At 68.8% G+C, this 25,728-nt stretch carries 27 protein-coding genes; 10 read left to right on the forward strand and 17 right to left on the reverse strand.

Annotation, left to right across the window (positions count from 1 at the left end):
• Positions 1 to 138 precede the first annotated feature (138 nt).
• The gene (locus WFJ97_RS14630) at positions 139 to 3,024 is read left to right on the forward strand and encodes a hypothetical protein (RefSeq protein WP_336642027.1); all 2,886 of its coding nucleotides are present in this window, start codon (positions 139 to 141) and stop codon (positions 3,022 to 3,024) included.
• Between the two features lie 28 nt (positions 3,025 to 3,052).
• Positions 3,053 to 4,501 (forward strand): D-serine/D-alanine/glycine transporter, encoded by a 1,449-nt coding sequence (gene cycA / locus WFJ97_RS14635; RefSeq protein ID WP_442928441.1) that lies wholly within the window; start codon positions 3,053 to 3,055, stop codon positions 4,499 to 4,501.
• Here cycA and WFJ97_RS14640 read toward each other — a convergent pair.
• A complete protein-coding gene (locus WFJ97_RS14640; protein ID WP_336642028.1) occupies positions 4,490 to 5,026 on the reverse strand; it encodes a hypothetical protein in 537 nt (178 codons plus the stop codon). The two genes, cycA and WFJ97_RS14640, sit on opposite strands and share 12 nt — an antisense overlap.
• A gap of 169 nt (positions 5,027 to 5,195) precedes the next feature.
• Here WFJ97_RS14640 and WFJ97_RS14645 point away from each other — a divergent pair, with 169 nt between their 5' ends.
• From WFJ97_RS14645 to WFJ97_RS14655, 3 genes are read left to right on the forward strand one after another with little or no spacing between them, the layout of a single operon-like run.
• Positions 5,196 to 6,350, forward strand: a complete 1,155-nt coding sequence (locus WFJ97_RS14645; RefSeq protein ID WP_336642029.1) for a calcium:proton antiporter — start codon at positions 5,196 to 5,198, stop codon at positions 6,348 to 6,350.
• A 46-nt stretch (positions 6,351 to 6,396) separates the two neighbouring features.
• Positions 6,397 to 6,939 carry an ArsR/SmtB family transcription factor gene (locus tag WFJ97_RS14650; protein WP_336642030.1) on the forward strand — a complete coding sequence of 181 codons (543 nt, stop codon included), beginning with the start codon at positions 6,397 to 6,399 and terminating at the stop codon, positions 6,937 to 6,939.
• 14 nt (positions 6,940 to 6,953) lie between these two features.
• Entirely contained in the window at positions 6,954 to 8,474 is a 1,521-nt protein-coding gene (locus WFJ97_RS14655) for a serine hydrolase domain-containing protein (RefSeq protein WP_336642031.1), read from the forward strand.
• 16 nt (positions 8,475 to 8,490) lie between these two features.
• Here the strand turns inward: WFJ97_RS14655 and WFJ97_RS14660 are convergent, their stop codons facing one another.
• Positions 8,491 to 9,444: an aldo/keto reductase gene (locus WFJ97_RS14660; RefSeq protein WP_336642032.1), complete on the reverse strand. Its 954-nt coding sequence runs from the start codon at positions 9,442 to 9,444 to the stop codon at positions 8,491 to 8,493.
• 57 nt (positions 9,445 to 9,501) lie between these two features.
• On the opposite strand from WFJ97_RS14660, the gene WFJ97_RS14665 reads away from it, so the two are divergent.
• Together WFJ97_RS14665 and WFJ97_RS14670 are read left to right on the forward strand one after the other, a co-directional pair.
• Positions 9,502 to 10,053 (forward strand): hypothetical protein, encoded by a 552-nt coding sequence (locus WFJ97_RS14665; protein WP_336642033.1) that lies wholly within the window; start codon positions 9,502 to 9,504, stop codon positions 10,051 to 10,053.
• A 9-nt stretch (positions 10,054 to 10,062) separates the two neighbouring features.
• On the forward strand, positions 10,063 to 10,545 hold the full coding sequence (locus tag WFJ97_RS14670; protein ID WP_247625008.1) for a hypothetical protein: 483 nt from the start codon (positions 10,063 to 10,065) through the stop codon (positions 10,543 to 10,545).
• A gap of 12 nt (positions 10,546 to 10,557) precedes the next feature.
• On the opposite strand, the gene WFJ97_RS14675 is transcribed toward WFJ97_RS14670, so the two are convergent.
• Positions 10,558 to 12,621, reverse strand: coding sequence for an acyltransferase family protein (locus WFJ97_RS14675; RefSeq protein WP_336642034.1), 2,064 nt, complete (start codon positions 12,619 to 12,621; stop codon positions 10,558 to 10,560).
• A gap of 181 nt (positions 12,622 to 12,802) precedes the next feature.
• Positions 12,803 to 13,066, reverse strand: a complete 264-nt coding sequence (locus tag WFJ97_RS14680) for a DUF3263 domain-containing protein (protein WP_336642035.1) — start codon at positions 13,064 to 13,066, stop codon at positions 12,803 to 12,805.
• A 50-nt stretch (positions 13,067 to 13,116) separates the two neighbouring features.
• Between WFJ97_RS14680 and WFJ97_RS14685 the strand changes: the two genes are divergently transcribed.
• Positions 13,117 to 13,797, forward strand: coding sequence for a hypothetical protein (locus WFJ97_RS14685; RefSeq protein WP_336642036.1), 681 nt, complete (start codon positions 13,117 to 13,119; stop codon positions 13,795 to 13,797).
• Here the strand turns inward: WFJ97_RS14685 and WFJ97_RS14690 are convergent.
• Entirely contained in the window at positions 13,769 to 13,966 is a 198-nt protein-coding gene (locus WFJ97_RS14690) for a helix-turn-helix domain-containing protein (protein ID WP_336642037.1), read from the reverse strand. The two genes, WFJ97_RS14685 and WFJ97_RS14690, sit on opposite strands and share 29 nt — an antisense overlap.
• A 344-nt stretch (positions 13,967 to 14,310) precedes the next feature.
• Positions 14,311 to 14,727 (reverse strand): hypothetical protein, encoded by a 417-nt coding sequence (locus tag WFJ97_RS14695; RefSeq protein ID WP_336642038.1) that lies wholly within the window; start codon positions 14,725 to 14,727, stop codon positions 14,311 to 14,313.
• A gap of 71 nt (positions 14,728 to 14,798) precedes the next feature.
• Here WFJ97_RS14695 and WFJ97_RS14700 point away from each other — a divergent pair, with 71 nt between their 5' ends.
• Together WFJ97_RS14700 and WFJ97_RS14705 are read left to right on the forward strand one after the other, a co-directional pair.
• Entirely contained in the window at positions 14,799 to 15,179 is a 381-nt protein-coding gene (locus WFJ97_RS14700; RefSeq protein ID WP_336642039.1) for a hypothetical protein, read from the forward strand.
• Positions 15,179 to 15,454 carry a hypothetical protein gene (locus tag WFJ97_RS14705; RefSeq protein WP_336642040.1) on the forward strand — a complete coding sequence of 92 codons (276 nt, stop codon included), beginning with the start codon at positions 15,179 to 15,181 and terminating at the stop codon, positions 15,452 to 15,454. The genes WFJ97_RS14700 and WFJ97_RS14705 overlap by 1 nt, the downstream gene beginning before the upstream one ends.
• Before the next feature lie 3 nt (positions 15,455 to 15,457).
• On the opposite strand, the gene WFJ97_RS14710 is transcribed toward WFJ97_RS14705, so the two are convergent.
• The 11 genes from WFJ97_RS14710 to WFJ97_RS14760 all read right to left on the reverse strand — a co-directional run bounded on the left by WFJ97_RS14710 (position 15,458) and on the right by WFJ97_RS14760 (position 25,680).
• Positions 15,458 to 15,658 (reverse strand): hypothetical protein, encoded by a 201-nt coding sequence (locus WFJ97_RS14710; protein ID WP_336642041.1) that lies wholly within the window; start codon positions 15,656 to 15,658, stop codon positions 15,458 to 15,460.
• Positions 15,659 to 15,731: 73 nt separating this feature from the next.
• Entirely contained in the window at positions 15,732 to 16,148 is a 417-nt protein-coding gene (locus tag WFJ97_RS14715; RefSeq protein WP_336642042.1) for a hypothetical protein, read from the reverse strand.
• 9 nt (positions 16,149 to 16,157) lie between these two features.
• On the reverse strand, positions 16,158 to 16,490 hold the full coding sequence (locus tag WFJ97_RS14720; protein ID WP_336642043.1) for a hypothetical protein: 333 nt from the start codon (positions 16,488 to 16,490) through the stop codon (positions 16,158 to 16,160).
• 2 nt (positions 16,491 to 16,492) lie between these two features.
• Entirely contained in the window at positions 16,493 to 16,981 is a 489-nt protein-coding gene (locus WFJ97_RS14725; RefSeq protein ID WP_336642044.1) for a hypothetical protein, read from the reverse strand.
• On the reverse strand, positions 16,981 to 17,793 hold the full coding sequence (locus WFJ97_RS14730; protein WP_336642045.1) for a hypothetical protein: 813 nt from the start codon (positions 17,791 to 17,793) through the stop codon (positions 16,981 to 16,983). Before WFJ97_RS14730 ends, WFJ97_RS14725 begins: the two co-directional genes overlap by 1 nt.
• 1 nt (position 17,794) lies before the next feature.
• Positions 17,795 to 18,103, reverse strand: coding sequence for a hypothetical protein (locus WFJ97_RS14735; RefSeq protein WP_336642046.1), 309 nt, complete (start codon positions 18,101 to 18,103; stop codon positions 17,795 to 17,797).
• A gap of 11 nt (positions 18,104 to 18,114) precedes the next feature.
• Positions 18,115 to 18,684 (reverse strand): hypothetical protein, encoded by a 570-nt coding sequence (locus WFJ97_RS14740; RefSeq protein WP_336642047.1) that lies wholly within the window; start codon positions 18,682 to 18,684, stop codon positions 18,115 to 18,117.
• Positions 18,681 to 19,697, reverse strand: a complete 1,017-nt coding sequence (locus tag WFJ97_RS14745; protein ID WP_336642048.1) for a hypothetical protein — start codon at positions 19,695 to 19,697, stop codon at positions 18,681 to 18,683. The genes WFJ97_RS14740 and WFJ97_RS14745 overlap by 4 nt, the downstream gene beginning before the upstream one ends.
• Positions 19,694 to 21,871: a fibronectin type III domain-containing protein gene (locus tag WFJ97_RS14750; RefSeq protein ID WP_336642049.1), complete on the reverse strand. Its 2,178-nt coding sequence runs from the start codon at positions 21,869 to 21,871 to the stop codon at positions 19,694 to 19,696. Before WFJ97_RS14750 ends, WFJ97_RS14745 begins: the two co-directional genes overlap by 4 nt.
• 65 nt (positions 21,872 to 21,936) lie before the next feature.
• Positions 21,937 to 25,317 (reverse strand): tape measure protein, encoded by a 3,381-nt coding sequence (locus WFJ97_RS14755; protein ID WP_336642050.1) that lies wholly within the window; start codon positions 25,315 to 25,317, stop codon positions 21,937 to 21,939.
• A 90-nt stretch (positions 25,318 to 25,407) separates the two neighbouring features.
• On the reverse strand, positions 25,408 to 25,680 hold the full coding sequence (locus WFJ97_RS14760; protein ID WP_336642051.1) for a hypothetical protein: 273 nt from the start codon (positions 25,678 to 25,680) through the stop codon (positions 25,408 to 25,410).
• Positions 25,681 to 25,728: the final 48 nt, after the last annotated feature.

Genomic DNA, 25,728 nt, shown 5'->3' on the forward strand with positions numbered 1-25,728 from the left:
GTCGATGTCACGCGGTGCGGATGACATCCGTCATGTTCCCGGTGCGCTGTTCGCCTGCCGTTCACCCCTGCGTCGGCATCCGTTCGTCCGCTTCCGTTTGTGTCGGAGCGACCCGACCCCCGACCGGAGGTACTCGCCGTGCCCATCCCCCGCTCCCTCTCCTTCGGCCTCGCCGCGCTCGTCGCGGCGAGCGCGGCGATCGTCGCCCCGCAGGCGGCCGTCGCCGCCGATGCCCCCGCCGACCAGCTCGCCGTCTCGGTGGTCGGCGACGGCGCGACCACCGGCAACGACGCGGTTCCGGTCGCGATCCAGCTCCTCGACGGACAGGGCGAGCTCGGCGACACGATCGCGCTGCCGACGACGGATGCCGGCGATCAGCACGCGTTCACCCTCGGGGCGAACCGCGACCAGCAGGGGGCACTGCAGCAGTCCGCCGATCACCGCTACGTGACGCTCGGCGGATACGACGCGGCCCCGGGATCGGGCTCGCTCAACGACACGGCCGCCCCCGACACGCTGCGCGTGATCGCCCGGATCGGATCGGAGGGCGACGTCGACACCGCCACGACGCTCGCCGGAGGGTTCTCGCTGCGTCACATCCGGGGCACCGCCACGGTCGACGGCACACGCTACTGGGCGGGCGGGCACGGCGGCGACTCCACGGCTCCCGCCGGCAGCGTCCTCACGGTCGAAGCCGGTGGGACCACCCCCACCGCCGTCGTCTCCGGCAACAGCAACCTCAACAACGGCCGCGTGGTCGACATCCACGGCGGCCAGCTCTACCTCACGAGCGACCGCAGCGGGTTCTCGGGGCTGAACACGGTCGGCACCGGCATCCCCACCGCCGCGGGAGCACCGCTCACGCTCGTGGCCGCGGCCCCGGCCGGGGCATCCGTCGCGCACGACTTCGCCTTCGCCGGCGAACACCTGTACGTCGGTTACACCGAGGGGGCGAACGAGGGCATCGCGAAGTACCGCCGCACCGGCGCCACCTGGACCTGGGTCGACACCCTGCCGGGTGACTTCTGGGGCCTCGAGGCACGCCCGGCCGGCGACGATTCGGTGCTGTACGCCGTGCGCGGGCTCAACCAGGGCAACGAGATCGTGCGGATCGTCGATTCCGGTGACGACTCCGCGTTCACCGCGCAGACCGATGTGCTCGCGACGGCGGCGCCCCAGACCGCGTTCCGCGGTGTCGCCTTCGCGCCCGGGTTCGAGCCGGGCACGGATGCGGTCGGCCCCATCCTCGCGAAGCCGACCCTGTCGTGGGACGTGCGCGTTCCCGGCGGCGCCGGCAGCGCCCTCGCCGCCGTGCTCGGGCAGGACACCAACCCCGCGGCCACCGGCGTGATCGCCGATGCCGCCGGTGAGGCCGTCACGGCGACCGTGACCAGCAGCAACCCCGCGGTCGTACCCGACGAGGCGATCCGCCTCGACGTCGCCGACGACGGATCTTTCCGGCTCGCGGCGACACCCGCGGCCACCGGCACCGCCGTGCTCACCGTGCATCTGCGCACCGACGACGGACGCACCGCGATCTCGCAGCTCCCGTACCGCGTCGCCCCGGCCTTCGCCGATGACGGCGCTCGCGGGCACTTCGGCATGTCGGATGCCTCCGCCGCGATCGACGCCGGCGACGGATTCTTCTTCGCCGCCGACGACGACTCGAACGCGATCCGCCTCTTCTCGGAAGAGGGCGGAGAAGCCGTCGCGGCGTTCGACTTCAGCGATCGCATCGAGTTCGAACGCGCAGGTGAAGCCCACGACTTCGAGGCGGTCGCCCGGGCCGGAGACCAGGTCTTCTGGATCGGATCGACCGGCAACACCCGCAGCGGCAATGTGCGCCTCGACCGCGACATCGTGCTCCAGACGCGGATCGCCGGATCCGGCGCGGACGCGACGCTCACCTTCGTCGGCTACCGCAACGTGCTGCGCGACGCGCTCGTCGCCTGGGACCACGAGGACCAGCACGGCCTGGGCGCCGACCGCTTCGGGTTCCTCGCGGCCACCCAGCCGGGGGTCTCGGCCGAGGGTCCCGACTCGCTCAACATCGAGGGAGCGGCGATCGCGCCGGACGGCACGACGCTGTGGCTCGGCTTCCGCTCGCCCGAGGTCGGCGATGACGCGGATGCTCTCATCGTGCCCGTCGCCGACATCGCCGACGTCGTCGCCGGGGCGGATGCCGTCGTCGGCGACCCGCTCCTCCTCGACCTCGGCGGGCGAGCGATCCGCGACATGGCCCGCGCCGAGTCCGGTGACTACCTGATCGTCGCCGGCAGCGCCGACGACACCGGCCGCTTCGCCCTCTTCGGGTGGTCCGGCTCGCTGGACGACGCCCCGGTCGCGGCATCCGGCACCCTCGGACTCGCGAACTGGCCCGGCTCCTACGAGGGCATCGCGGGCGTGCGCGACCTCGCCGACGGAACCTCCGTGCGCCTGCTGCTCGATTCGGGAACGGTCGACATCTACGGCGACGGCACCGAGGCGCAGGACCTCTCCCCCGTCGAGTTCAAGCTCTTCCCCTCGCAGACCGTCGAACTGTCGTTCGGCGCGGCGTTCACCGAGAAGCGGATCGCGGTCACGGGCGGCACCCTTCGAATCGGCTCGCCCTCCGAGATCACCGTCTCGGGCTTCGCGGAGGGCGAGCAGATCGAGCTCGTGCTGAACTCCGACCCGGTGCGCCTCGCGGCCCTCACCGCGGGAGCCGACGGCACGGCACGCGCGGTCGTCGTTCCCCCGGCATCCGTCGCTCCGGGTGCGCACACCCTGACCGCCACGGCGGCCTCGGGCGCCGCCGAACTCGCGGTCACGGTGCTCGCCCCGGTCGCCGCCGGCGGCGGCGACGGCACGGACGGCGGCGGCGACAGCGGTGCCGGAGCGGGATCCGGCGCAGGATCGGATGCCGGTGACGCCCTCGCCACGACGGGGTCGGACTTCCCCGCGGGGCCGGTCGCGCTCGTCGCACTCGCGCTCCTCGCGCTCGGTGCGCTGGCGCTGCGCCGCAGGGGTGTCGCTTCGGAGTGACCCGTTCTCGTCGGCTACTCTGCATCGGGTGACCGTGCAGAGTACCGACGAAGAACAGCACCTCCGGCGAGCGCTGAGCAACCGCCACATCCAGCTCCTGGCGATCGGCGGTGCGATCGGGACCGGGCTCTTCATGGGCAGCGGCAAGACGATCTCGGTGGCCGGTCCCTCGGTGATCTTCGTCTACATGATCATCGGGTTCATGCTCTTCTTCGTGATGCGCGCGATGGGCGAGCTGCTGCTGTCGAACCTCAAGTACAAGTCGTTCAGCGACTTCGCCAGCGACCTGTTGGGGCCGTGGGCCGGGTTCTTCACGGGCTGGACGTACTGGTTCTGCTGGGTGGTGACGGGCGTCGCCGATGTCATCGCGATCGCCGGGTACACGAACACCCTCATCCCCGGCATCCCGCTGTGGATCCCGGGTGTCGCCGTGGTCGTCATCCTGCTCGCGCTCAACCTCCCCACGGTCGCCGCGTTCGGTGAGATGGAGTTCTGGTTCGCGCTGATCAAGATCGTGGCGATCGTCGCTCTCATCGTCACCGGTCTCGTGATGATCTTCACCGGCTTCGAGCACGACGCCGGTACCGCGTCGTTCGCGAACCTCTGGAGCCACGGCGGCATGTTCCCGCACGGGTTCATGGGGTTCGTGGCCGGTTTCCAGATCGCGGTCTTCGCGTTCGTCGGGATCGAGCTGGTCGGCACCGCCGCCGCCGAGACGAAGGACCCGAAGCGGAACCTCCCGAAGGCGATCAACGCCATCCCGATCCGCATCCTGCTCTTCTACGTCGGCGCGCTGATCGTGCTTATGGCGGTGACCCCCTGGACCGAGTACGTCGCCGGGGAGAGCCCCTTCATCGCGATGTTCGCCCTGGCCGGCCTCGGCATCGCCGCGACCGTCGTGAACCTGGTGGTGCTGACCTCGGCGATGTCGAGCGCCAACTCGGGCATCTATTCCACCTCGCGCATGGTCTTCGGGCTCGCGCACGACGGTGACGCGCCGAAGCTGTTCGGTCGCCTGTCGAAGCGCCGCGTGCCCCAGAACGCGCTGTTCCTCTCCTGCATCCTCCTGCTCTCGGGCGTCGTGCTGCTCTACGCGGGCGAGGACATCGGCACCGCCTTCGACATGGTGACGACGGTCTCCGCCGTGTGCTTCATGTTCGTGTGGACGATCTTCCTGCTCAGCTATGTGGTCTACCGCCGCCGGCGCCCGGAGAAGGCCGCGGCCTCGGCCTTCCGGATGCCGGGCGGAGTGTTCATGGTCTACGTCGTGCTGGCGTTCTTCGTCTTCATCCTGTGGGCGCTGACCACCCAGCCCGATACCCTCACGGCTCTGCTCGTGACGCCGATCTGGTTCGCGCTGCTCGTCGTCGCCTGGCTGTTCGTGCGCCGCTCGCCGAACCATCTGCAGCGGCACGCGGCCCACATCGCGCATCTGCGCAGCGACGACGAGGACGACGAGGACCAGTCAGCGGCGTAGCTCTCCGCGGATCGCCCAACGCCCCGTCGCCTGGTGGAACTGCAGCTGTGCGAGCAACGGCGAGGCGTCGTACATCCGGATGTTGAGGCTCAGCCGCACTCCGCGCGCGGTGCGCACCGTGAGCATCGGCCCCTGATCCGAGCGCCGTACCGAGTAGTCGGTGATGTCGGAGTAGCGGAAGCTGCGCGTGACACCCGCGAGCGTGCGGAAGGTCACCTCCTCGTCGCCGAACGCGACGTACCAGTTGCGGTACATGACGAGGAACAGGATGCCGCCGCCCAGGATCGCGAACGAGGCGATCGACATGGCGGTGCGATCATCGTCGTGCGAAGCATCCGAGAGCAGGATCATGGGGATGCTGAGCAGGAGGAGGGTCCACCCGCCGATCGGCAGGATCTTCATCAGTCGGAGGCGGCGCGGATCGCGACGATCACGATTCGGATGCTTCCGGGCGTAGTGCGCGGCCTCGACGGCCAGCCACCCCGCGATCGCGGCGACCGCGATGTGCACGACGACCGCCAGCATCCGCTTCTCCTCTCCGGAGCGCGATGCGCTCCCCTTCTCCTTGACGAGTACTGCCCAGGAATACGTCGGACACAGCCGGTAGAATACTGGGTGTGCACGGTGCACGCTGCGGCCGGGACGACCCGGATCGCGTCATCACCCGGGGACGGCCCCGCGAAGGAACCGGATGATGATCCCCACCGCTGTGAAGCAGTTCGTCGGACGACCCGATATCGCCCGAATCGCCCTGGGCTGGGGCGCCTACGTCTTGGTGCTGCTGGCGCACCCCCTGCTCGCGGCCCCTGTGGCCGTCCCCCTGCTGATCGTCGCCCTCGGGGTGATCATCGGTGTGATCCTGGTGTGCGCGTTCGGCGTGGTGAAGCAGGCCGAAGCCCTCGCCCACCGTTTGGGCGACCCCTACGGATCGCTCGTACTCACCCTGTCCATCGTGCTGATCGAGGTGATCCTCATCTCGGCCGTCATGCTCGGACCGGGCGACCACGCCACCATCGCCCGGGATTCGGTGATGGCCGTCGCGATGATCATCCTGAACCTCGTGATCGGTCTCGCACTGCTGCTCGGCGGTCTCCGCCACCGCGGCATGGCGCACAACCGCACGGGAACCTCGGCCTACCTGGCGATGCTCGTGGTGCTCGTCGCGCTCGCGTTCGCCCTCCCGGCTCTCATCGGCCGCGACGGCTCGTACACCCTCGGCCAGGAGATCCCGATCGTGATCCTGACCCTCGGGATCTACGCATTCTTCCTCTTCCGGCAGATGGGGGCGCAGGCGGGCGATTTCACCGAGGTCGACGAACGCCTGCGGCGACGGACGGATGCCGCGGACGCTGCGCCGCGCACGGGCATCCGCGAGACTCTCGCCGCGCACCGCACCGAGGTCCTGGTGCGCCTCGCCCTGCTCGTGGTGACGGTCACCCCGATCGTGCTGCTCTCGCACGACATGGCGGCGCTCCTCGACGACGGCCTCGGTCGCCTCGGAGCCCCGGCCGCCCTGGCCGGCGTGCTGATCGCCGCGATCGTGTTCCTGCCGGAGTCCCTCACCGCAGTGCGGGCAGCTCTCGGGGGCGAGGCGCAGCGGGTGGTGAACCTCTGCCACGGGGCGCTGGTGTCGACGGTCGGGCTCACGATCCCCGCCGTACTGGTCATCGGCATGCTCACCGGCCAGATCGTGGTGCTGGCCGAGTCTCCGGCGAACCTCCTGATGCTGGGTGTGACGCTGCTGCTCTCGGTGACCACGTTCGCGGCGAAGCGGGTGACGGCCATGCACGGCGCCGCGCACCTCGCGGTCTTCGCGGTGTACGTGATCGTGCTGTTCAGCGGATCATAAAAGTTCGATTTCTCCGTAATTACGAACTATTGCTACGGTTGTAGCCATGGAACGTGACGCGCTGCACGCGATCGAAAGCCGGGTCGACGCCCTCGAACGCGAACTCGAGCGTGTGCGTGCGCAGGTCGAGGAGCCGTCGGCCGACGCCTCGACCGTGACACCGGAACCGGGGGCTGCGACATCGGACCCCGCCGCCGATCCGCTCTGGTTCGTCAATGAACTCGGACGCCGGGCTCCCGGCGCGGTGATGATGGCGGGTGCCGTCGAGGTACCGGCCGGGCCCATCCGCTGGCAGTACGGCCTCTACGCGGAAGAGCTCCTCGGCAAGGACTGGGGCGAACTCGCTCGACCCCTCGAAGCACTGGGGCACCCGGTGCGTCTCGAGCTCGTGCGCGTCATCCTCACCGGCACCCAGACCACCGCCGAGCTGCTCGAACTGGAGCAGTTCGCGTCGTCCGGCCAGCTCTACCACCACCTCCGCCAGCTCGTGAGCGCGGGGTGGCTGTCCTCCCCGCGCCGCGGGTTCTACGAAGTGCCGGGGGCGCGCATCGTGCCGCTCCTCGTCCTGACCATGATCGCCTCGAGCTGAGGAGCAGCCGCACCGTGACCTCCCCCACCCCCGCACTCACAGGCCCCACCCCGACAGCGACGTCGCCCGCGCGACGCTCCCCCGGTCCCGTGCTCGGCCTCCTGGCGGGCGGCGCGGTCGCCGCGATCGCCCTCGGCGCGGCCGTCGGGCCGCAGCAGCAGACCGTGAGCTCGGCCTGGAGCGGTGACGAGACCCTGGCGGAGAACATCCGCACTCTGCCGGGAGGCCTCGACGGATTCCGCTCGCTGTCGGTCGCGTTGATCGATCCGGACGGCGTCGTCTTCGCCGGTCTCGGTGACGCCGATCCCGCACACCCGGAGGCGCCCGGGCCCGACACCGTGTTCGAGCTCGGTTCGATCACGAAGACCTTCACCGGAGCGCTGTTCGCCGACGCGATCGAACGCGGAGAGGTGGCCCCCGATGATCGCCTCGCGGAGCACCTCACGGCCCTCGAGGGAACGGATGCCGGCGACGTCACCCTCGCGTCGCTGTCGCAGCACTCCTCCGGACTCCCCGGCCTGGGCACGACGGCCGCCGACGGCGCGGTGACGAGCCTGATCCTCAACGACAACGCCTACGCGTCGTCGACCACGGCGCAGCTCATCGCCGACGCGGCCATCGCCCCCGTCGACCCCGACCAGGGCGCCGTCTACTCGAACTTCGCCGTCTCGCTCCTCGGCACCGCACTCGTCGAGGCGGCCGGCGCCGACGACTATGCGACATTGCTCGACGAGCGCCTCACCGGCCCGCTCGGGATGGAGCACACCACGGTCGCGGCGACGGCCGCAGAGGTGCCGGTCGATGCGGTTCCGGGCTTCCTCCTCAACGGCACACCCGCACCACGCTGGTGGGGGGAGGGATATCTGCCCGCGGGGTCGTCGACGTTCACCACGGCATCCGACCTGGCGATCTGGGCACAGGCCAACCTCGACGGCTCGGCGCCGGGCGCAGCCGCACTCGAGCCGACCGCTCCCCTGGGAGCGGAGGGCGAGATCGGCTGGGGCTGGATCACCTCTGCGTCCTTCGACGGCGCCGGCACTCAGACCTGGCACAACGGCGGCACAGCGGGCTTCCGCACGATCCTCACGATGGATCGCGACGCCGGCACGGCCTTCATCGCCCTGTCGAACACCGTCGCGACCGTCGACTACGTCGCGATGTCGTATCTCTCGGGTGCGCCGATCCCCGGCCCCGCCGAGCCGTATCTGATCCTGGGATGGTCGGTCTTCGGCATCGCACTGGCGCTCGGTGTCGTCGCGCTGCTCCGGGCCCTCCGCGCGAAGGCACTGCTCCCCTCGCTCAGCGACCTCGTGTGGGCGCTCGCCGGGCTCCTGCTGCTCTGGCACAGCGGCCCGTGGTTCGCGGTCGGCGGTTGGGTGTGGGGCGTCGCTCTCGCGCCGACCTTGGCAGCGGTCGGACTGCTCGCGCTGCGCGGTCGCTCGCTGCCGTTCCTCCCCGCGCGTCGACGGTGGTTCTGGTGGCCGACCGCGGCCATCGGTGTGGCGGCCGCGGTCGGCGTCACCTTCCTCTGGTGAGGACGCCGGTGGCCGCTCAGGCCTGAGCGGGAGTCCACTCCGAGACGCGGTCGAGCGTCTGCACCTCGTCGGCGCTCAGCTCCAGGCGAGCGCCGGCGAGGAGGTCGGGAACCTGCTCGACCGTGCGGGCGCTCGCGATGGGGGCTGCCACCGTCGGCTGCGCGCGTAGCCACGCCAGCGACGTCGCGGCGATCGAGGCTCCGTGCGCGGAGCCGATCTCCTCGAGGGCGTCGATGATCTTCAGGCCCGCGGGAGTCGCGTACTTGGCGGCGCCCTCGGCGCGGGGCGAGGACTGCCCCGCGGTCTCGGTGGAGCGGTACTTGCCCGTGAGGAAGCCGCTCGCCAGCGAGTAGTAGGGCACGAGTCCGAGGCCGAACTCCTCGGCCACCGGGATGATCTCGTTCTCGACGTCGTTGCGATGCACGAGGTTGTAGTGCGGCTGAACGGCGACGGGCAGCCCGGCACCCGTGCGCTGCGCGATCTCGATCCACTCGCGGATTCGATCGGCGGAGTAGTTCGACACGGCCACGTTGCGCACGAGGCCGTCGGTCACGAGCTGACCGAAAGCGCCGACCGTCTCCTCGAGGGGCACGCTCTCGTCGTCGAAGTGGGCGTAGTAGAGGTCGATCGCGTCGACGCCGAGACGCGCGAGCGATGCCTCGGCAGCGTTGCGGATGTTCGCTGCCGCGAGTCCCCGGAACTCCGGGTGCGTGCTCACCTTCGTCGCGACCGTGACGCCCTGCGGCTTGCGCGACGCCAGCCACTCGCCGATGATCGTCTCGCTCTCGCCGCCGGAGTTCCCGGGCACCCACGCGCTGTAACCGTCGGCGGTGTCGATGAAGTCGCCCCCGCCCGCCACGAACGCGTCGAGCACGTCGAAGGACGTGTCGCGATCGGCCGTCCAGCCGAACACGTTGCCGCCGAGAGAGAGCGGGAAGACATCAAGGTCGCTGTTTCCGATACGAGTCATACTCGTCGCAACCGATGGATCCCGTGGGGTATTTCCGATTCGGGATACTCTCACCGCATGCATATCCTCCGCCGACCATCCGTCGCCATCGTCGCCGTCGCCCTCACCGGGATGCTCGGCGGGTGCGCGGGATCCGTCCCCGACCCGCCCGCTGCGGTGGGCGAGAACTACCCCGGCACGTGCATGCCCGCCGAGTTCATCTGGCCGACCGACTTCCTCGAGGCGCTGCCGAGCGAGTCCGAGGCCGTGGGCGGCTCCATCGTCGGCCTGCGGCTGGAGTACTTCGACGAGCGGTGGGCGTGGCGCATCCGCAGTGCGAGCGGTCGGACGGATGCTTTCGGCGAGCGAGTCGACGATCCCGCGGCGGGGCGGGAGACGCTCGCGGACGTGCGGACCCTCGAGGTCTTCGCCAGCCGCGATGTCGCCCTCACGAAAGCGGAGCAGACGGCGGGAACGAGTGCCTTCACGGCAGCCGACCGCTCGGGCGAGGAGTGGCCCAGCCCCCTCATCATCGAGATGGCCCGGGTCGATGACGCTGGTTCCGACGTCTGGCGGATCACGATGTGCGACACGGCGACCAACGCGCAGTCCGTGATCACCGTGAAATAGCATTCAGGAATGCGCCGTTCTGCCGTCGTCCCCCTGATCGCTCTCGTCGCGCTGCTCGCGGGCTGCACGGGAACTCCGATCCCCGCATCCTCGGCGACGCCGGCTCCGACGCGAACGGCGACCACTGCGCCCACGTCCACGGCCACGCCCGCTCCCTCGTCGAGCCCGTCCACGGCGCCCGCCCCCTCGTCGCCGCCGGTCGCGTCCGATCCCACCGACGGCGAGCTCGTGACGATGTGCGTCGAGAAGGTCGATGCCTACGCGGGCGGCGCGACGTACGCGAGCGACCGGGGCACCGTCGAGTGGCTGGCCGAGCAGACGACCTGGTTCGTGGTCGTGCCCACGGATCGAGACGGCAACGAGGGCGCGGCCGTCTGCGGCATCGAGAAGACCTCCGCGGGCCCCGACGTCACGACCTACGGCGAGACGATCCCGAGCGGCGTTGCCGATCAGCGTGCGGAACTGCTGCGCGGAGAACACCCGCACGAGTGACCAGGGCCCGGCTCAGTCCCCGAGCGCCTTCTTCGCGGCATCCGCGATGTACGGCGCCAGGGTCTGCGCGAACTCCCCGGTCATGTGGTCCCGATCGCTGTACACGACGGCATTACCGATGACCACCGGGCAGACGGATTCGTTGCAGAGAATGGACGTGAAGTCGATGAGGGTGGCACCGGGCGTGGCCGCGACGGCATCCTCGGACCCGTCGTACCAGGCGAGCGCCTGATCACGCGGCAAAGCGCAGGAGTTCGGATCGTCGCGGTTCATGTCGATGCAGGCCTTGACGTCGTCGCGCTGCACGGGATTGTCGCGGATCGCGAGGATCTTGGTTCCGCGGGCGGCCTGCGTCGCCCACACCTCGCTCATGCCGTTCGCCGTCGCCTCGTTCTGAGTCTCACCGTCGACCGGGATGGCCTGCCACCGCGACGAGGCGTGCATGGTGAAGATACCGTCGTACGCCGGACGCTCATCGAGCCAGTCGGTGATGTTCGCCTTCCACGCCGTGCAGTTCTCACGGTGACCGAGGTTGGGATCGTCCTGCTCCCGTGCGGTCCAATAGCACCCGTTGTGACCGGTGAGATCGATCCGCCAGTTCATCTCCTCGGCGATGGTCTCGTACGTGTCGATCAGCGTGCTGTTGTGCGAGTCGCCGACGGCGAACAGCGTGCGGGTGTACCCGGACTCCGGCCCCAGGCTGCACACGTTCACGGCGGCGCTGTCGACTCCCGTCCAGCACTCGACGCGATTGGTGTCGGTGCCCGGGGCCGCGGGGTCGGGGATGAGTGCGTCCCCGAGCGGATCCGGTGGGCAGTCGCGGGTCGGGTCGACGGCACCGGCGCCGAAGCACTCACTGTTCGCGCCGTCGGCGAGCATCTTCTGTGCGGCCTCGTTCGCGGCCTCGATCTTCACGTTCGTGTATGCACCGGCTCCGAAGCTCACTCCCCCGATGAGGGCGATCGACGCGGCCATCGCGACGAACACGAATCCGGGCCGGCGTGCGCGGTCGAGCCGAGGGCTGAACCGCACCGGCGACTCGACGAAGCTGTACGACAGCCACGCGAGCGCGATCGATGCGGTGCCGATGAGGATCTTGTCGACCGTGCTGAGCGGCCGACCGGTCGCATACGGGACGAGCACGATGAGCGGCCAATGCCAGAGGTACAGCGAGTACGAGATGTTCCCCAGCCACAGCACCGGGCGGAACCGGGATGCGCGGTCGACCCATGAGGTCGGACCGGCAGCGATCACGGCGACCGTCGAGAGCACGGGGAGCAGGGCGATCCAGCCGGGGAATGCATCCGCTGAGTCGAGCAGGAATGCCGAGGCGATGATGCCCGCCACCCCGAGGATGCCGACCACGGCCGATGCCCCTCGCGAAAGGGCGATCGGCACGAGCGCGAGGAGAGCTCCCGCGAGGAACTCCCACGCCCGCGTGAAGGTCGAGAAGTACGCGACGGCCGGGGTGGTCGCGGTGAGCCAGATCCCGTAGCCGAGCGACAGGAGCGCTGCGCTCCCGAGCACGATCCGGAAGGTACGCAGTGAGTGGCTGCGCGTGATCGCCGCGGCGATGACCAGCAGCAGCGGCACGAGGATGTAGAACTGCTCCTCGACCGAGAGCGTCCAGAAGTGCTGGAAGGGCGACGGAAGGTTGTCGGCTGCGAGGTAGTCGACGCTGAAGGCCGCGAGCACCCAGTTGACGACGTACGCCGCGCTCGCCGCTCCCTCGGTGACGAACTGCACGATCTGACTCGCCGGCACCAGAACGAGCACGGCGATGAGCGAGGCGGCGATGACGACCAGGCTCGCCGGGAGAAGACGGATGGCGCGGCGAGACCAGAACCGGCTGAGACTGATCCGACCGTTCTTCTGGAAGTCCCGCACCAGATGCCCCGTGATGAGGAACCCGCTGATCACGAAGAAGACATCGACACCGACGTATCCCCCGGTGACCCGGTTCGGCCAGAGATGGAAAAGCAGCACGAGGAGAACAGCCACGGCACGCAGGCCCTGGATGTCGGCGCGGATGCTCTGCCGTCGCGAGGCACGGGTCCGGTACTGCGGCTGCGTCATCAGTCGTGGTCTCGTGAAGGGGACGGAGAAATGTTCAGATCTGAGAGCCGACTACGGGACTCGAACCCGTAACCCCCGTTTGAAAGGTAGTCGGTACGTAGATGTACTTTAGTGCACCGTCCGCGTCATTCCGCGCCAAGGGTACGCATCGGTACACCCATGTACGCCCGCAAAACCACGACTAAACGATGGATCTCGAGCCCCCAATCGACGCGCTCCCGCGACCGCGCAACGCGCGCGTACGTGCGCGCGACATCGCGACGTCGCGGACGCGGCGCGCGGTCATCGGATGAGCCCTCACCCCCTCGGCGGATGCCGCCGCGCGCGCGAGCAGCACGACGTAACGCACGGGAGTGATGCCGAGCTCGGAGCGGATCAGCTCTTCCTTCGCCGTCGAGTGGGTCGGGTGGGCGGCTTCGAATGCGAGGAGTCGTTCAGGCGTCACGGTTCCGATCCTGCCGTCGACCACCGACACCCGTCGGTATAGTCGGCGTCATGAGCACCGCTATCGAGCATCGAAGCACCGACGGCACGGCAACCCTCACGGATACGCACTTGGTCTTCGACTACAGCTTCCGCGCGCGCATCGCTCGCTCGTCGAAGCGCTCGGAGATCCCGCTGTCCAAGATCACCGCATTCGACGTCATCCCCGGCAAGACCGAGTACCTGCGCGTGTCTGCATCTGGCTGGTCGGCCACCCCCGACCCCTCCAGGTCCGCCCTCGCATTCGCTTTGGACCCTTCAGGATCGTCGAGCGAGTTCCTCGAAGCCCTTCGCTCAGCAACGGGCGCTGAGCAGCAGCACATCGAGGTGCCATCCGCCCCGGTCGCGGAGGCTCCGGCCCGCCTCCCCAGCGCTGACTTCGGCGGCTACAAGCTGCGCGATGGCGTGCTGAAGGGTGGCGGCAAGTCCGTGAGCGTGCAGGGTGCGGAGGCCGAGGCTACGCAGGGCGCTCCGTCTCAGCGTTCGACGCTCACCCGCATGGGTGCTGGCGCGCTCATCGCCGGACCGATCGGGTTCGTCGTCGGTGCCGTCGCCCGGAAGAACACGTCGAAGTGCTACGTGACGATCGAGGTGCCCGACGGCGTGATCATCATCGAGGCGAAGGCGAAGGAGTACCGCGACGCCGTCGAGTTCGCGAGCGCCGTCAATCGGTCGGCGGCTGCTGTTCGTTGAGTAAGCGGTAGACCTGCATCCGTGAGAGCCCGGATGCGCGCGCGATCTCCGTCGGCGTCATCGGCGGCTCGGCTTCGGCCGCCGCACGGATCGCGGCATCACGCTCAGCGCGCCACGTCTCGAGCTGCGTCACGGCCTCGCGGATGCGCTCGGCGGGGTCAGCGGCCACGGCGTGCGCCTCGGATTGCGACGATGAGCGCGGCGACGCTGAGCGCGAGCGCGGCGATGCTGATGGTGCCGATGAGCAGTTCCATCGCGTGTTCCCTTCGGTATGGTGGAGGGAGTCGGCCCCGAGATACTTGCGTTATCTCGGGGCCTTCCTCTGTCAGTCGCGGCGTCGGTTCCGTTTCGCTGTCTGCCAGAGGATTACCGCCGTGATCATGTTGATCAGAGCGGTGAGGATGCCGATGATTTCCACCGGTTCCTCCCTCCTGCCGGGCACCTTGCCCGACACAAGAAGTGTAACACGATGTGACACCAGAGTGCAACATCATGTTACATGCCGACCGGGCCTCAGGTCCCCACCGGGCGCATCGCCCATCCACGCGGAAGCCCCCGATTGCCACGCTCCTCCGCGCAGGTCGCGCACTCCGTCGACGCGCTCCTGCTCTCATTCCGGGAGCGCATCGTCCACGCCGCCATCCGCCCGCACCCGTTCACGCACGGCCGCTCCACCACCCGTCCACCAACGACCCCGGCGACGCGGTTCGTCGCGACGCCGAGCAGCGCGCCGATCACGGGCACCGGGACATCGGGATAGTCCCAGTACAGGGCTCGTGCGAGCTCTCGATCAGCAGCCCCCTCCGCCGACCGACCAGTGATCGCCTCCGCGACCGCACGCGCCGCCGCGGCCACGCGCCCCTGTGCGGCGTCACGTTCGGTAGCCGCGGCGCTCAGGCGCCCGAGCGCACGATCCAGATCCTCACTCATGCGCCCAGTCTGCACGACGTCGGCGCCGCGTCGTAGACTCGCATCCTCGGCCGGAGAAAGGACATCCGGTCATGCCCTCTGCAGGACTCTCCCCCACCGTGAAGCTCAGCGTCACGCTCGACGCGATCTGCTCCCGCAACCGATACACCTCCGACCCCCGGCCTGTGCTCGACGAGCTGCGCGCCACCGCGGGCGACCGTGGCGACGTGCTCGCTGAGGCGGTCGGCACGTGGCTCGGATTCTTCGAGGACGAACACACGGCGACGCTGTGCGCGGCGCTGCGCACGCTCCCCGGCCTCGAGCAGTGGATCGCGCTCGGCCAGTTCCGCCGCTCGCTCCCCGATCCGAGCACGCCCGAGATCCTCGGCCACGGGAAGGCCGTCGACCTGCCGCTCTACGTGACCACCGACCCGACGCTCTTGGACGCACCCAGAGTGCCTAGGCTGGACTGATGCTCGTCGCTCTCATCCGCCCCGTCGAATCGCACACCGTCGAACTCGTGGGCGACTCGCTCGAAGACGTGCACGCGCAGCTCGCCGAGCACGCCCCAACTGGATTCGACCTCGTCTCGGCGCCGGCGCGCATGCTGAAGGGCGCGCAGGGCATCGAGACGACCGCTCGTTTCGAGCGTCGCGATGGGGTCCGCGAGATCGAAGCAGAGGACATGGATGCGCTCACGGCGAAGGTGCCCGAGGGGTGGCAGATGCTATCGGTCAGACGGGTCTGAACCTCAGGCGAGAGCCTGCTCCGCGAGGTACGTCGCGGCGCCCCCTCGGAGCGTGGAGATCCTGATCCAGCGCTGACCATTCCAGTTGAGCTCATCCAGAGCCTCCCCGGCGTATAGATCGATTTCTTCGTGGCCGACGTCGTGGAAGGTGCGCCCGCGATTCGATACGTAGTAGGCGATGTAGGTGTCGCTGGAATCACTCATGGCCCCATCGTAGGGCGCTGTGAACGACGAAAGACCCCCACCCGGCCCGGAGGCTAGGTGGGGGTCTTCTGCGTCAGAGTCCGATGCGATCGTTGTGATCAGAGATCGCCGTGCGGAGCTTCGCCGTGTCGTCGGTGCCGGTGTCTGCCCCGTCGAGCATGGCGCGGTACTGCCGGCGCGTCAGCGGGGTCGCGTTGCCGTTGATCTGCGCGACGTAGAACTGTGCGGGCGTGGAGCCAGCGCCGATCTTGCGGAGCCAGGCGTCCACGGCCGGGATCGCCATCACGCGGGAGATCGCCGCGCTGATGGCTGCGAGCGTCGCGATCGCGCCGAGCAGCCATGCGACGACCGGGCCGGGCAGAACGTCGGCGACGGCCTCGACGACCTGCGGAGCGATGACGACGATCGTTGCGAGAATCGCGGAGCCAGCGACGAGGACGGCCGCCGCGGTGCGGATGACGCGCTGCAGCGGGAACCAGATCTTGCTCATGAGGACCTCCTAGGTCTTCTTGGTGTTGAGGGTGTCTTCGAGGTCATCGGGAAGCGCGTCCGGCGCGACACCCGAGATGCGAAGCCGGTAGACGAGGATGCCCGCGTACTCCTGCCAGGCGATGCGAAGGCGCCGCTCATCGTCGGCGCGCTGTTGCAACGCATCGGCGCGAGCGATCGCGGAGTCGCGTTGGGCGATGATGTCGTTCTTCCGCTTCGACTCGCGAGTGGATACGCCGCGGCGCACCTTCGAGACGATGTCGGCGATCTCGCGGAAGAACAGGCCAAGCCCGCCGGTGCCGATGCAGGCGACCAGCACGGTCACGAGATTCACGTCCTGCACGCCTACTCCTCTCGTGGAGCGACGTTGCCCGTTCGCCTCCGGAGCATCTCAGCGATGCGGTCGGTGAAGCCGTGAACGTTCGGATCGGTGCCGAAGATCTGCAGCTCGATGTAACGGCGGAACATCTGGATCATCGCGTAGAAGACCAGCGCCGTGGCGACGCCCGCGGTCACCGATTGGAACAGCGTCCCTCCGAGCACCACGAAATAGATCGCTGCGCCGACGATCGCCGCGACATCGGCCGGCGGCTCGAGCACCCAGATGCGCGAGATCCGGCCCACCATGCCGAGGCCGCCGCCGATGAGGAGGAACGCCGCCCACATCGGCACCAGCCACTCCGCTCCGGAGAGTTCGCGCGCGACGCTGTCAGGCGTCCAGAAGAGGGCGTAGCATCCGCCGACGAAGATGATGAAGTAGGCGACGATGTCGATGATCCGGATGACGGCCTCGAGTACGCGCCGCTTCTCCTGCGGCACGGGGTGGCGCTCCATCAGCTCACCTTCGCGGGCTTCATCCGCGCGAGCACCTTGGACACGATCGCCCACTCGTCGGGGGTGAACAGCTCCTCACCCGTGACGAACTTGCTCTTCGGATCCCAGGGGGTGTCAGAGACGTACGGGGTGGCCTGGACATGGCGGCGCACCAGGTGCATCTCGCTGGGCGCGAGCTGAGTCTCCCCCTCCGGGCCGGTGAGCTTCATGTGCGGTCCCGGATTGGATGGCGGGCCCTGCACTCCGACGATCTTGTACGCGCCAGATCGTGCGTTCTGCTTCACCGCCTTTGCCACTTCCGCCGCCACGACCTTCACGACCTCCTCGGCCACGACCTTCCGGAACGCCGCCTCCATCTCCTTCTGAGTAGCCATTTCGTCCCACTCCTTATCCGGCGCAATGCGCCACGTTCCGTTGTCGTTGACGAGCTCGACCACCTCGTGTCGGTGGTTGTCGCGCGCAGGGTCGTACTCGAAGTGCCACGGCTCGACGAGCGTGCGCTTCCCGTTCACGACGCGATAGACGGTCTGGAACCATCCGTGATCGTTCATCAGAGCGACGTCACGCTCGTCGGTGTCCTTCGCGCGTCCCTTCTGGTGCACGCTCGGGGTGTCCGGGTGCAGCGCGATCGGCTTCCCGTACTTCTGGAAGGTGAGCCAATGCGCGTTCTGCTGCTCCCACGACCTTCCGGCCTCGGTGATCTGCTGCGGATGCCCGAGCGCGCGGTCGATGCGCGCCTGGCTCTTCGCCGCCTGCTCCTCGAGCCAGCCGCGGCCATGACCGATGTCGACTTTCGTGATCGCGCCGCCCATGTCAGCCCCCTGTCGGTGCGTCCGCAGCGCGATCGGCATCGCCCGCGACGATCTCCTGCACGGCGGCGAGGATCATCGCGTCGGTGATGGCGCGCTCGTCGCCGCCGGGCTCGTAGTTGTCGGCCGAGGTGTTGGCCGCCCTCGCGGCCTCCCACTCGTCAGCCCAGCCGTCCCGGGCAGCGAGCTGCCACGCGTGGTCGGCGACCCACTGCTCGGGGCTGGGACTCACGCCCTCTTTCGAGACACACGCGGAGACGCGGTCGCGGATGCTGGGGTCGCGCTGGATGAGAGCGATCGTCTGGTAGGTCATTGGGTGCCTCCTCAGTAGGCGTAGGACATGCCGTCGAATGTGTATCCGGCGCCGGAGGTTGCGGCTCCGGTGGCTTTCATCTGGACGTCGCCGGTGCTGAGCATCGCGACCCACATGCCGAAGTCGTCTCGGCCCGGGGCGCGGTACTGTCCTCGAGGTCGAGGGACGTTCGCGGGCAGAGTGAACGCCGTGGTGTATGCGCTCGGTGTCGTGGTGCGCAGGATGCCCCCGGCGAACTCAACGCGGGTGGGAGTGACGCGAAGCTGCAACGGCGCCGATGCGAGAGTGAAGCCGCCCGTGAGCGTCGGAGTCATCCACTCGACCGGGTTGCCGGCGAGATCGACAACGATGACGCGGCGGTGCTGCTCAATGCACAGCACACGGTTTCCGACCTGCAGGGTGCGCACGAGGCTCTGCGGGGCGAATGGAAGCGGGTCCGTGTTCCCGTCGAGCAGCACCCGCAGCGGGTTGGCCGCGGTGACCGTGCCCCATCGGACGACGGGCATCTTGTCGACGCTCCCCCAGAGCTTGCTGATCTGGTCGAGCACCGGGCGCAGCAGGTCACTCAGGATTTCGCTCACAGGACTTGCCTCCACTCCGCCGAGATGTCGGAGTCGAACGCGAACTGCATCGACATGCGCTGCACGGTCGCGAGACGCCGCTGACCGTCCTCGGGCGTGAACGCGACGAGCGCGTTCGGGTCGAGGGGCATGAGCGCGTGGGTGACCGTGAGACGCGAGACGGGCGACATCGCGTCCCGGAGCTTCCGGGTCGCGAACTGGTCGATGATGGACTGCGACTCCGCTTCGACGCCCTCGATGGTGAGGGTGATCCATCGGCCCCGAGCCTGGAAGCTGTAGGGCGAGTTCGGGTCTTCGTTCGTCGCGATGCCGACGAGCGGCGCGGTCTTGTCGTCGCCCTGCCCGACCGCGATCACACGGTTCGGTACGGAGCTGTGATCCTGCTCCCGATCCCAGTCGGGCATGTGCAGCGACCGCTCGCCGTGCTCGAAGTCGAAGCTCACAGGCCGCGACGCGGGGTCGGCGTACGGCTCGACGCGGAACATTCCCGAGCCGTCGCACCACAGCGACCAGTACCCGGCGGCCTGCAGCAGGTCGTTGATGATCGTGAGCTTCGACGTGCCGGCCTCCCAGGTGAGGCTGGCGGTGAGGGTGCTGGCGGACTCCGTCACCGCGATGCGCGTCTCGCCGGTAGAGGTGAGGAGCGCGACCACGGTGGGGATGATCGGGGTGCCGACAGCGAGCGAGTAGCGCGCTTCGACGGTGTCCTCGCTGGGAACGTTCATCTTCGTGAGCAGACCCACGTTGTACGACAGGGTGAAGGCACCGTGCTGCTCTCCGGGGCTGGCGAACAGGTACACGCCGACGGGCCACGAGGTCGCGCCGTCGATGCAGGTGGCGCGAACGCGGTGCTGCATCCAGTCGATAGCGGCACCGCGTTCGTCGAGCTCGAGTGATCCGGATCCGCCGAGGACGTTCTGTGCGACGATCTCCGCCGACCCCCCGGTGACCCCGTCGAGGGCGCCGAGGGGTCGGTCTTGCGAGTCGAGCAGCTCGAACGCCCAGCGGATCATCGTCGCTCCGTCTCCGTGAGGGTGAAGGAGTACCCCCACCAGGCCTCCCACCCGTCGGGGTGGAGGGTCGATGATTGTCGGGGCATCGGGATGCCGCCGATCGAGCCGTAGATGCGACGCCCGTCCGGGTCGCGGAACAGGAAGTCGTCGTGCTCGGCCTGTGCGACACGGGTGAGCGTGTCGACGTCGGCGGTGTCCGGGTCGCGGTCGGTGGTGCGACCGGAGACGGCGACGACGCGCGATCGTGCCTCGCCGGTGTAGGCCACCGGCAGGGAGCGACCCGCGTACTGCTTCAGCGTCCGCTCGCGCTCAGCGGTGATCGTGACCGCGGGGTCGAACGGGAGGCGAGCCGTGATCCCGAAGCCTGCACCACCGGAGAGCCACAGCGCGCCGGATCGGGCTTCCGCTTCGGCCTCTGCGATCGAGGCGGCACCTTCGGACGTGAACGCCGTGGCGCGGTAGGCCGTGATCCCGAAGGTCAGGCTCTCCCAGTCCACGAGGTTCGCATCGTCCGTGACGACGGCGACCTGCTCCCAGGTGTCGCCGCCGTCGACGGAGCGCTCGACGAGGATCTCCACCGTTGCGGGCGCGTTCTCGTCGTCACCGACCGCGACCGTGAGGCTCACGCCGCCCTGTTCCTCATCCCACTCGGCGGCGATCGAGGGCGTGGCAGGCGGGTCGAAGACGACATCGAAGCTCGACGACGCCCAATCGGACCAGACGTCGCCGGTCGCGGCCTGGACGTTGACCGTCCAGTGCCCCTCGGTCAGCCGACGCGTGAGCGTGACGCTCGTCACAGCACCCGAGCCCGACCGTGTCTCCACGATCGCGTCGTCGGCGTTGAGGAGCTGCACCTGCCACGCTGACTGCGGGCGATCCTGGGGCTGGAAGTACGTCCACTGCACGGGCAGTGTCGAGGCATCCCAGGAGGTATCCGGCTGGACGATCGCGACGCCGGGCCGGGAGACGACGCTGAACGCCGCGACGGACGACCAAGCCCCGAAGTCCGGGTGCGTGCCCTTCGTGCGCACCTGCCACTCGATCGCACCGACGCCGAGGGGCACGGCCCGCTCGGAGGCGGTCGTGCCGGAGAGCGTCGTCCACGCGCCGCCGTTCACGCGGTAGCGGAGCTCGTACGCGCTCTGGTCGCTCGAGTCGACCGGGTTGTGCGTCCACCGGAAGGTGACGTCCTGGTCGTCCGGGACGACGGCCCCGTTCGGCGCGAGGCCTGCGGGGGCGTTCGGCGGAGTGAGCAGCTGCACCGTGTTCGACGACGCCGACCACGGGCCGATGAGACCGCCGACGCGAGCGCGCACCTGGTAGGTGTGCGGCACCGAGGCGTTCGGGTTCGCGTGCGTCCACGGGAGCGCGACCGCCGTTGCGACCTGGGTCGCGCCGTCGCGGACGTCGTACGACGTCGCGTACGGCGGCTTCCCGGAGACGTTCACGACGATGCCAGAGCCCTGGCGCGATGCACTAGCGCCGGTCGGGGCGACAGGAGTCGTGTAGACGGCGGCGATGTTCGACCATCCGACCGAGAGCGCGTTCCCGGCTCGGCCGATGACGCGGTACTCGTACTTCCGGTTCGCGACGGTGGTGGTGTCAGTGAAGGCGTTCGCGTTGCCGCCTGGGGTACCGACCTGCTGCCATGCGCCATCGTTCATCCGCCGATGCACGACGGCGCCGGAGTAGACACCGTTCCGCGTCCAGATCAGAGAGATCTGGTTGTCGGAGTTGCGTGTCGCGGTGAGCCCGGTGTGCGCGGGGTGGTTGATGCGGTCGGCCGCGACAGCGCCTGACGCGTTCGCCGCGCCGAACAGGCCGGCGTTGGCGACTCCACCGGCGAAACCGATCGTCTTGTTGCCGTCGGTGTTGTACTCGAACCATCCGGTCGTGCCCGAGGCGATGACGTGGAAGGCTGCACCGTCGCGAAAATCGAACGTTCCCGCGGGCGTCCGGCCGTCGAAGACGTAGGAGCCGTTGACCTGCATGGACGCGTTGCCGATCGCGCCATCCCAGGTGATGTTCGATCCGTCGAGGTTCTCGACGCGAAGGTTCCAGTCCCACCGTGCGCGGTTGAGCGCCTCGTCGATCTGAGCGACGGCGATGGCCGCGCGGAGCCGGAACCGGGGGCGACCGCTGAGTGCTCCGAATGCTTCGCCGGCGTTTGCCATGGTGACTCCTCACGGGTGGTGCGTCGGGCGCCCACCGAGGGGGGTGGACGCCCGACGAGCGGGGATCAGCGAGCGAATTCGGACTGCACCGACATGGCCGACGGCATCGACCCTGCGAGCACGCGCTTCACGGTTCCCGTGAGCGGCGTGCCCTCGACGACGAGCACGACCTGGTCGCCGTCTTGCAGTCCGCCGAGCCCGCGCCGGAGGGCGAGGGACTCGTCGTTGGTGAGCACCGCTTCCGGCTTCCCGGAGAGGTTGATACCCATGCCGCCGTGCGGGATCCATCCGCCCTGGTCGTAGAGCTTCGGGACGACGCCGCCGTTCGCCATTGCGAGGTGCACGTGGTTGTAGTGCTGCCGCTTCACCGCTTCGGACCAGCCCGCGAAGGGCTTGCCGTTCTGCAGCTGGCGGTTCCCCGCTGGGGTGTAGATCAGCTCGGATGCGTTCGGGAACAGGCGAGCGATCGCGTCGAACGTCTTCATGGACGCCGGCACGATGTCGATCGCCCTACCGAGCGCGTGATAGGACTGGCCGCCGTTGACGGTTTTCGCTCCCTTGCGGAAGTTCGACGTCATCACGGCGTTCGGGACCGAGCTGCGGACGATGTTCCACATCGCCTCCCAGCCCATGCCCTTCGTGCCGACCCCGCTCGGTGCCGCGGCCTTGAACAGGTCGACGAAGCCCATGAGGGTGTTCTCGGCGAGGCGGCCGACCGTTGCTCCGAAGATGTTCTGGTCGCCCATGAGGGGCCGGAGGATGCCGTCGATCACGTGCGTCTTGATCGCCTGGGCGGGGTTCGACAGGAACTCCCACGCGACCGATGCCGCCTTCGTGATCATGTCCCACGCGTCGCCGAAGAAGTTGCCTTCTCCATCGCCGAATGGCAGCTTCCCGTTCCGGGCGGCCGCGTTGAGTGCATCGACGCCGGCCGCTCCCCCGACGAGGCGGGTGAACTCCGGGCGCATGATCGCCTCGCCGCCGGAGAGCGCGAGCCCGCCGCCGGTCGGTGACCAGAACTGGTGAACGTCGCGGCCCGGCGTGTAGCCGGGCATGACGCCACCGGAGGCGAACTTCACGAGCCCGGCCTTCGGGAGCTTCATGTCGGCCAGGCCGAGGTTCCCGACCATGTCGTTCCAGAAGGAGCGCAAGCCGTTGTTCCAGACCGTGTCCAGCACGAAGTTGATCGGGATCGCGGCGGCCTTCTTGATGCCCTCCCAGGCCTTGCCGATCGCGATCGCGGTGTTTTCGAACGCCTTCCCGATCAGGTCGATCCCGATCTTGAAGGGCGTGAACACGTAGGCGTTGATCCAGTCCCACGCGGCCCGGATCGCGGCGGAGATCCCGTCCCACACCGGCTTCACGATGTTCTTGTAGAGCCACTCGAATATCGCGCCGAGACCCTGCACAGCGCCGACGATCCAGCCGATGTAGACGCTGATGATGTTCTGCCAGATCCAGGTGAACACCGCGGCGATGCCGTCGAAGACCGGCTTGATGACGGTGAGCCAGAGCCAGTTGAAGACGGCTCCGATCCCGTCGATCGCGGGCTTGATCGCGTTCTGCCAGAGCCAGGTAGCCGCGGCACCGATCGCGGAGAAGGCGGGCTGCAGTGCGTTCGTCCACAGCCACATACCGATCGCGCCCACGAGGCGGAAGTAGTTCACGATCAGGTCGAAGCCGAGCTTGAACGCACCCGCGACGAAGCCCACGATCCCCGCGATTCCGTCGAAGACGGGCTTGAGGATCGTCTCGTAGAGCCAGGTCGCGATGTCACCGATCGCCTGGAAGACAGGCTGGATGACGTTCTCCCACGCCGTCGTGAAGAACCCGGAGATGTTCGCCCATGCCTCGCCCAGGAAGCGCGAAAACTCGGTCCAGATCGCCTTGCCGACCTCGGTCTGCGTGAAGAACCACACCAGGCCTGCGACGAGCGCGGTGATCCCGGTGATGATAATGCCGATCGGGTTCGCGCGAAGAGCCGCGTTGAACAGCTTCGTCGCGACGGTCGCGACCTTCTGAGCTCCCGTGACGACGCCCATCGCGACGGCGTAGACCTTGGCGGATCCGCCCGCGACGAGCATGGCGCCCTGCGCGCCGTACGTCACGGCGATGAGGCCGACCTGCGCGGCTCGGAAGAGCGACACCGCGCCGACCACACCCGCGATCACTCCGCCGACCACCACGAGGCCCGAGATCCAGTCAGCGTTCGCGGAGACAAAGTCCACGACGCCCGTCACCAGGCCGATCAGGATCGGGGCCAGGAACGACACTGCGCCCGCGAGGGACTGGATGAGGAACACGACGAGCGGCAGCGCCGCGACGAGGGCGGTCGTCAGTAGCGGTACGACGGCATCCATGAGCGAGACGAGCGCCGGCAGGACCGGGACGAGCGCGCCACCGATGGCGGTGCCGATGTCGCGGAACGCCTGCGAGACGACCGGGAGGATCGGCTCGAGCGCGCGGACCATGACCGCGATCGGAGAGAGCGTCGTCCACAGCTCGACGAACGGGCTGAAGTCGACCTTCCCCTGGATGAGGCGCATGAACCACTCGAAGGCGGGTGCGAGCACCTGGCCGACCTTCGCGCCGACGGCACCGGCCGCGTCCTCGAGCGGGCCGAGTGCCGTGGTGATGGTCTGCAGCATCGGGGCGATCTGGGGGAACACTCCCCCGAGCAGCCCTGCACCGATGCGGCCGAGCGAGGCGATGAAGTTGGAGAAGGACCCGCCGACCGTGCCCCCCATTTCGGAGGCCACGGTGCCCGCGGCGGCCGTGGCGGCGGCCGCGAACTGGTCGAAGTTGATCTTGCCGTCTGAGGCGAGCTTGAAGACCTCGCCCGCGGTGACGCCCATCTGCTTGCCGAGGGCCGCGTAGATCGGGATGCCCTTGTCTGCAAGCTGGCTCAGCACGTCGTTCTGGATGCCGTTTGCCTGGGACATGGCCTTCGAGAAGATAGAGCCCATCTCGCCGAGGTCGGTCCCGGCGGCCGCGGCGGTGTTCGCGACGGTCTTGAGGACGCCCTCGAGATCGCGGCCGGGCTTGATACCGGCAGCGACGGCTTGGGCGGCGACCGTGGCCGCGTCGCCGAGGCCGAAGGCGGTGCCGCGCACGGAGGTGAGCGCGTTCTGCATGATCTGCTCGACGGTGTTCGCGTCGTTGCCGAGACCGGTGAGCTTCGCGCGTGCGGTGTCGATCGCGTTGAGACGCTGGAAGCCCTTGAAGATCGCCGTGCCGGCGGCCGCGGAGATGGTCGCTCCGAGCGTGGCGGCACCCACTTTGACGACCTTCGAGGCGCTACTGACGAGCCGATCGCCGAGAGAGCGGCCGACCTTGTCGCCCGCGCTTGAGGTGTCACCGAGCGCCTTCTCGATGTCGCGCTTCGCCCCGGGTGCCTTTACGGTGAGCGCCAGGTAGGCGTTCGCGATCTCGACGGCAGTTGCCACGGTGACCCCCCTCAGGTGCGACGCTCGACGGCGTGACGGATCGGTGACGAGGCGCAGCCTGTGTGTGGGGCTGCGCCTCGTCGAGGGCGTTCAGGAGCGGCGAGCGGCGCGCTTCTGGTGAGCGAGGTACTTCGCGTCCATCTCGGCGGCCTCAGCGCGCGCCTCGTCGGCGGGTTTCGGCAGCTCGAGGCGCTTCGGCGGCGTCCCGCTGCTTCCGCCCTGCTGCCAGGCGACGTTGCGCATCGTGTATTCGACTTCGCGCAGCAGTTGCGCGGCGACCGGGAGGGCAGCCTCGCCGCCGAGCTCGCGGCCGAGCGCGCACCCGCTGGGGAGGTGCTCGACGTAGTCGGCGATCTCGGTCACGGTGCGCGCGGGCTCGGTGCGCCCCTTGGCGCCGGGGATGAGACGGAG

The sequence above is a fragment of the Microbacterium sp. USHLN272 genome (genome assembly GCF_037149655.1).
GTDB classification, from domain to species: Bacteria; Actinomycetota; Actinomycetes; order Actinomycetales; family Microbacteriaceae; genus Microbacterium; species Microbacterium galbinum.

What these genes read in the sequence shown, in the direction of transcription:
- WFJ97_RS14640 (WP_336642028.1), bottom strand. Translation starts at nt 5,026, where the DNA reads ATGCTGGCGGTCGTCGTGCACATCGCGGTCGCCGCGATCGCGGGGTGG.
- WFJ97_RS14645 (WP_336642029.1), top strand. Translation starts at nt 5,196, where the DNA reads ATGATCCCCACCGCTGTGAAGCAGTTCGTCGGACGACCCGATATCGCC.
- WFJ97_RS14650 (WP_336642030.1), top strand. Translation starts at nt 6,397, where the DNA reads ATGGAACGTGACGCGCTGCACGCGATCGAAAGCCGGGTCGACGCCCTC.
- WFJ97_RS14660 (WP_336642032.1), bottom strand. Translation starts at nt 9,444, where the DNA reads ATGACTCGTATCGGAAACAGCGACCTTGATGTCTTCCCGCTCTCTCTC.
- WFJ97_RS14665 (WP_336642033.1), top strand. Translation starts at nt 9,502, where the DNA reads ATGCATATCCTCCGCCGACCATCCGTCGCCATCGTCGCCGTCGCCCTC.
- WFJ97_RS14670 (WP_247625008.1), top strand. Translation starts at nt 10,063, where the DNA reads ATGCGCCGTTCTGCCGTCGTCCCCCTGATCGCTCTCGTCGCGCTGCTC.
- WFJ97_RS14675 (WP_336642034.1), bottom strand. Translation starts at nt 12,621, where the DNA reads ATGACGCAGCCGCAGTACCGGACCCGTGCCTCGCGACGGCAGAGCATC.
- WFJ97_RS14685 (WP_336642036.1), top strand. Translation starts at nt 13,117, where the DNA reads ATGAGCACCGCTATCGAGCATCGAAGCACCGACGGCACGGCAACCCTC.
- WFJ97_RS14695 (WP_336642038.1), bottom strand. Translation starts at nt 14,727, where the DNA reads ATGAGTGAGGATCTGGATCGTGCGCTCGGGCGCCTGAGCGCCGCGGCT.
- WFJ97_RS14700 (WP_336642039.1), top strand. Translation starts at nt 14,799, where the DNA reads ATGCCCTCTGCAGGACTCTCCCCCACCGTGAAGCTCAGCGTCACGCTC.
- WFJ97_RS14705 (WP_336642040.1), top strand. Translation starts at nt 15,179, where the DNA reads ATGCTCGTCGCTCTCATCCGCCCCGTCGAATCGCACACCGTCGAACTC.
- WFJ97_RS14710 (WP_336642041.1), bottom strand. Translation starts at nt 15,658, where the DNA reads ATGAGTGATTCCAGCGACACCTACATCGCCTACTACGTATCGAATCGC.
- WFJ97_RS14715 (WP_336642042.1), bottom strand. Translation starts at nt 16,148, where the DNA reads ATGAGCAAGATCTGGTTCCCGCTGCAGCGCGTCATCCGCACCGCGGCG.
- WFJ97_RS14725 (WP_336642044.1), bottom strand. Translation starts at nt 16,981, where the DNA reads ATGGAGCGCCACCCCGTGCCGCAGGAGAAGCGGCGCGTACTCGAGGCC.
- WFJ97_RS14730 (WP_336642045.1), bottom strand. Translation starts at nt 17,793, where the DNA reads ATGGGCGGCGCGATCACGAAAGTCGACATCGGTCATGGCCGCGGCTGG.
- WFJ97_RS14735 (WP_336642046.1), bottom strand. Translation starts at nt 18,103, where the DNA reads ATGACCTACCAGACGATCGCTCTCATCCAGCGCGACCCCAGCATCCGC.
- WFJ97_RS14745 (WP_336642048.1), bottom strand. Translation starts at nt 19,697, where the DNA reads ATGATCCGCTGGGCGTTCGAGCTGCTCGACTCGCAAGACCGACCCCTC.
- WFJ97_RS14750 (WP_336642049.1), bottom strand. Translation starts at nt 21,871, where the DNA reads ATGGCAAACGCCGGCGAAGCATTCGGAGCACTCAGCGGTCGCCCCCGG.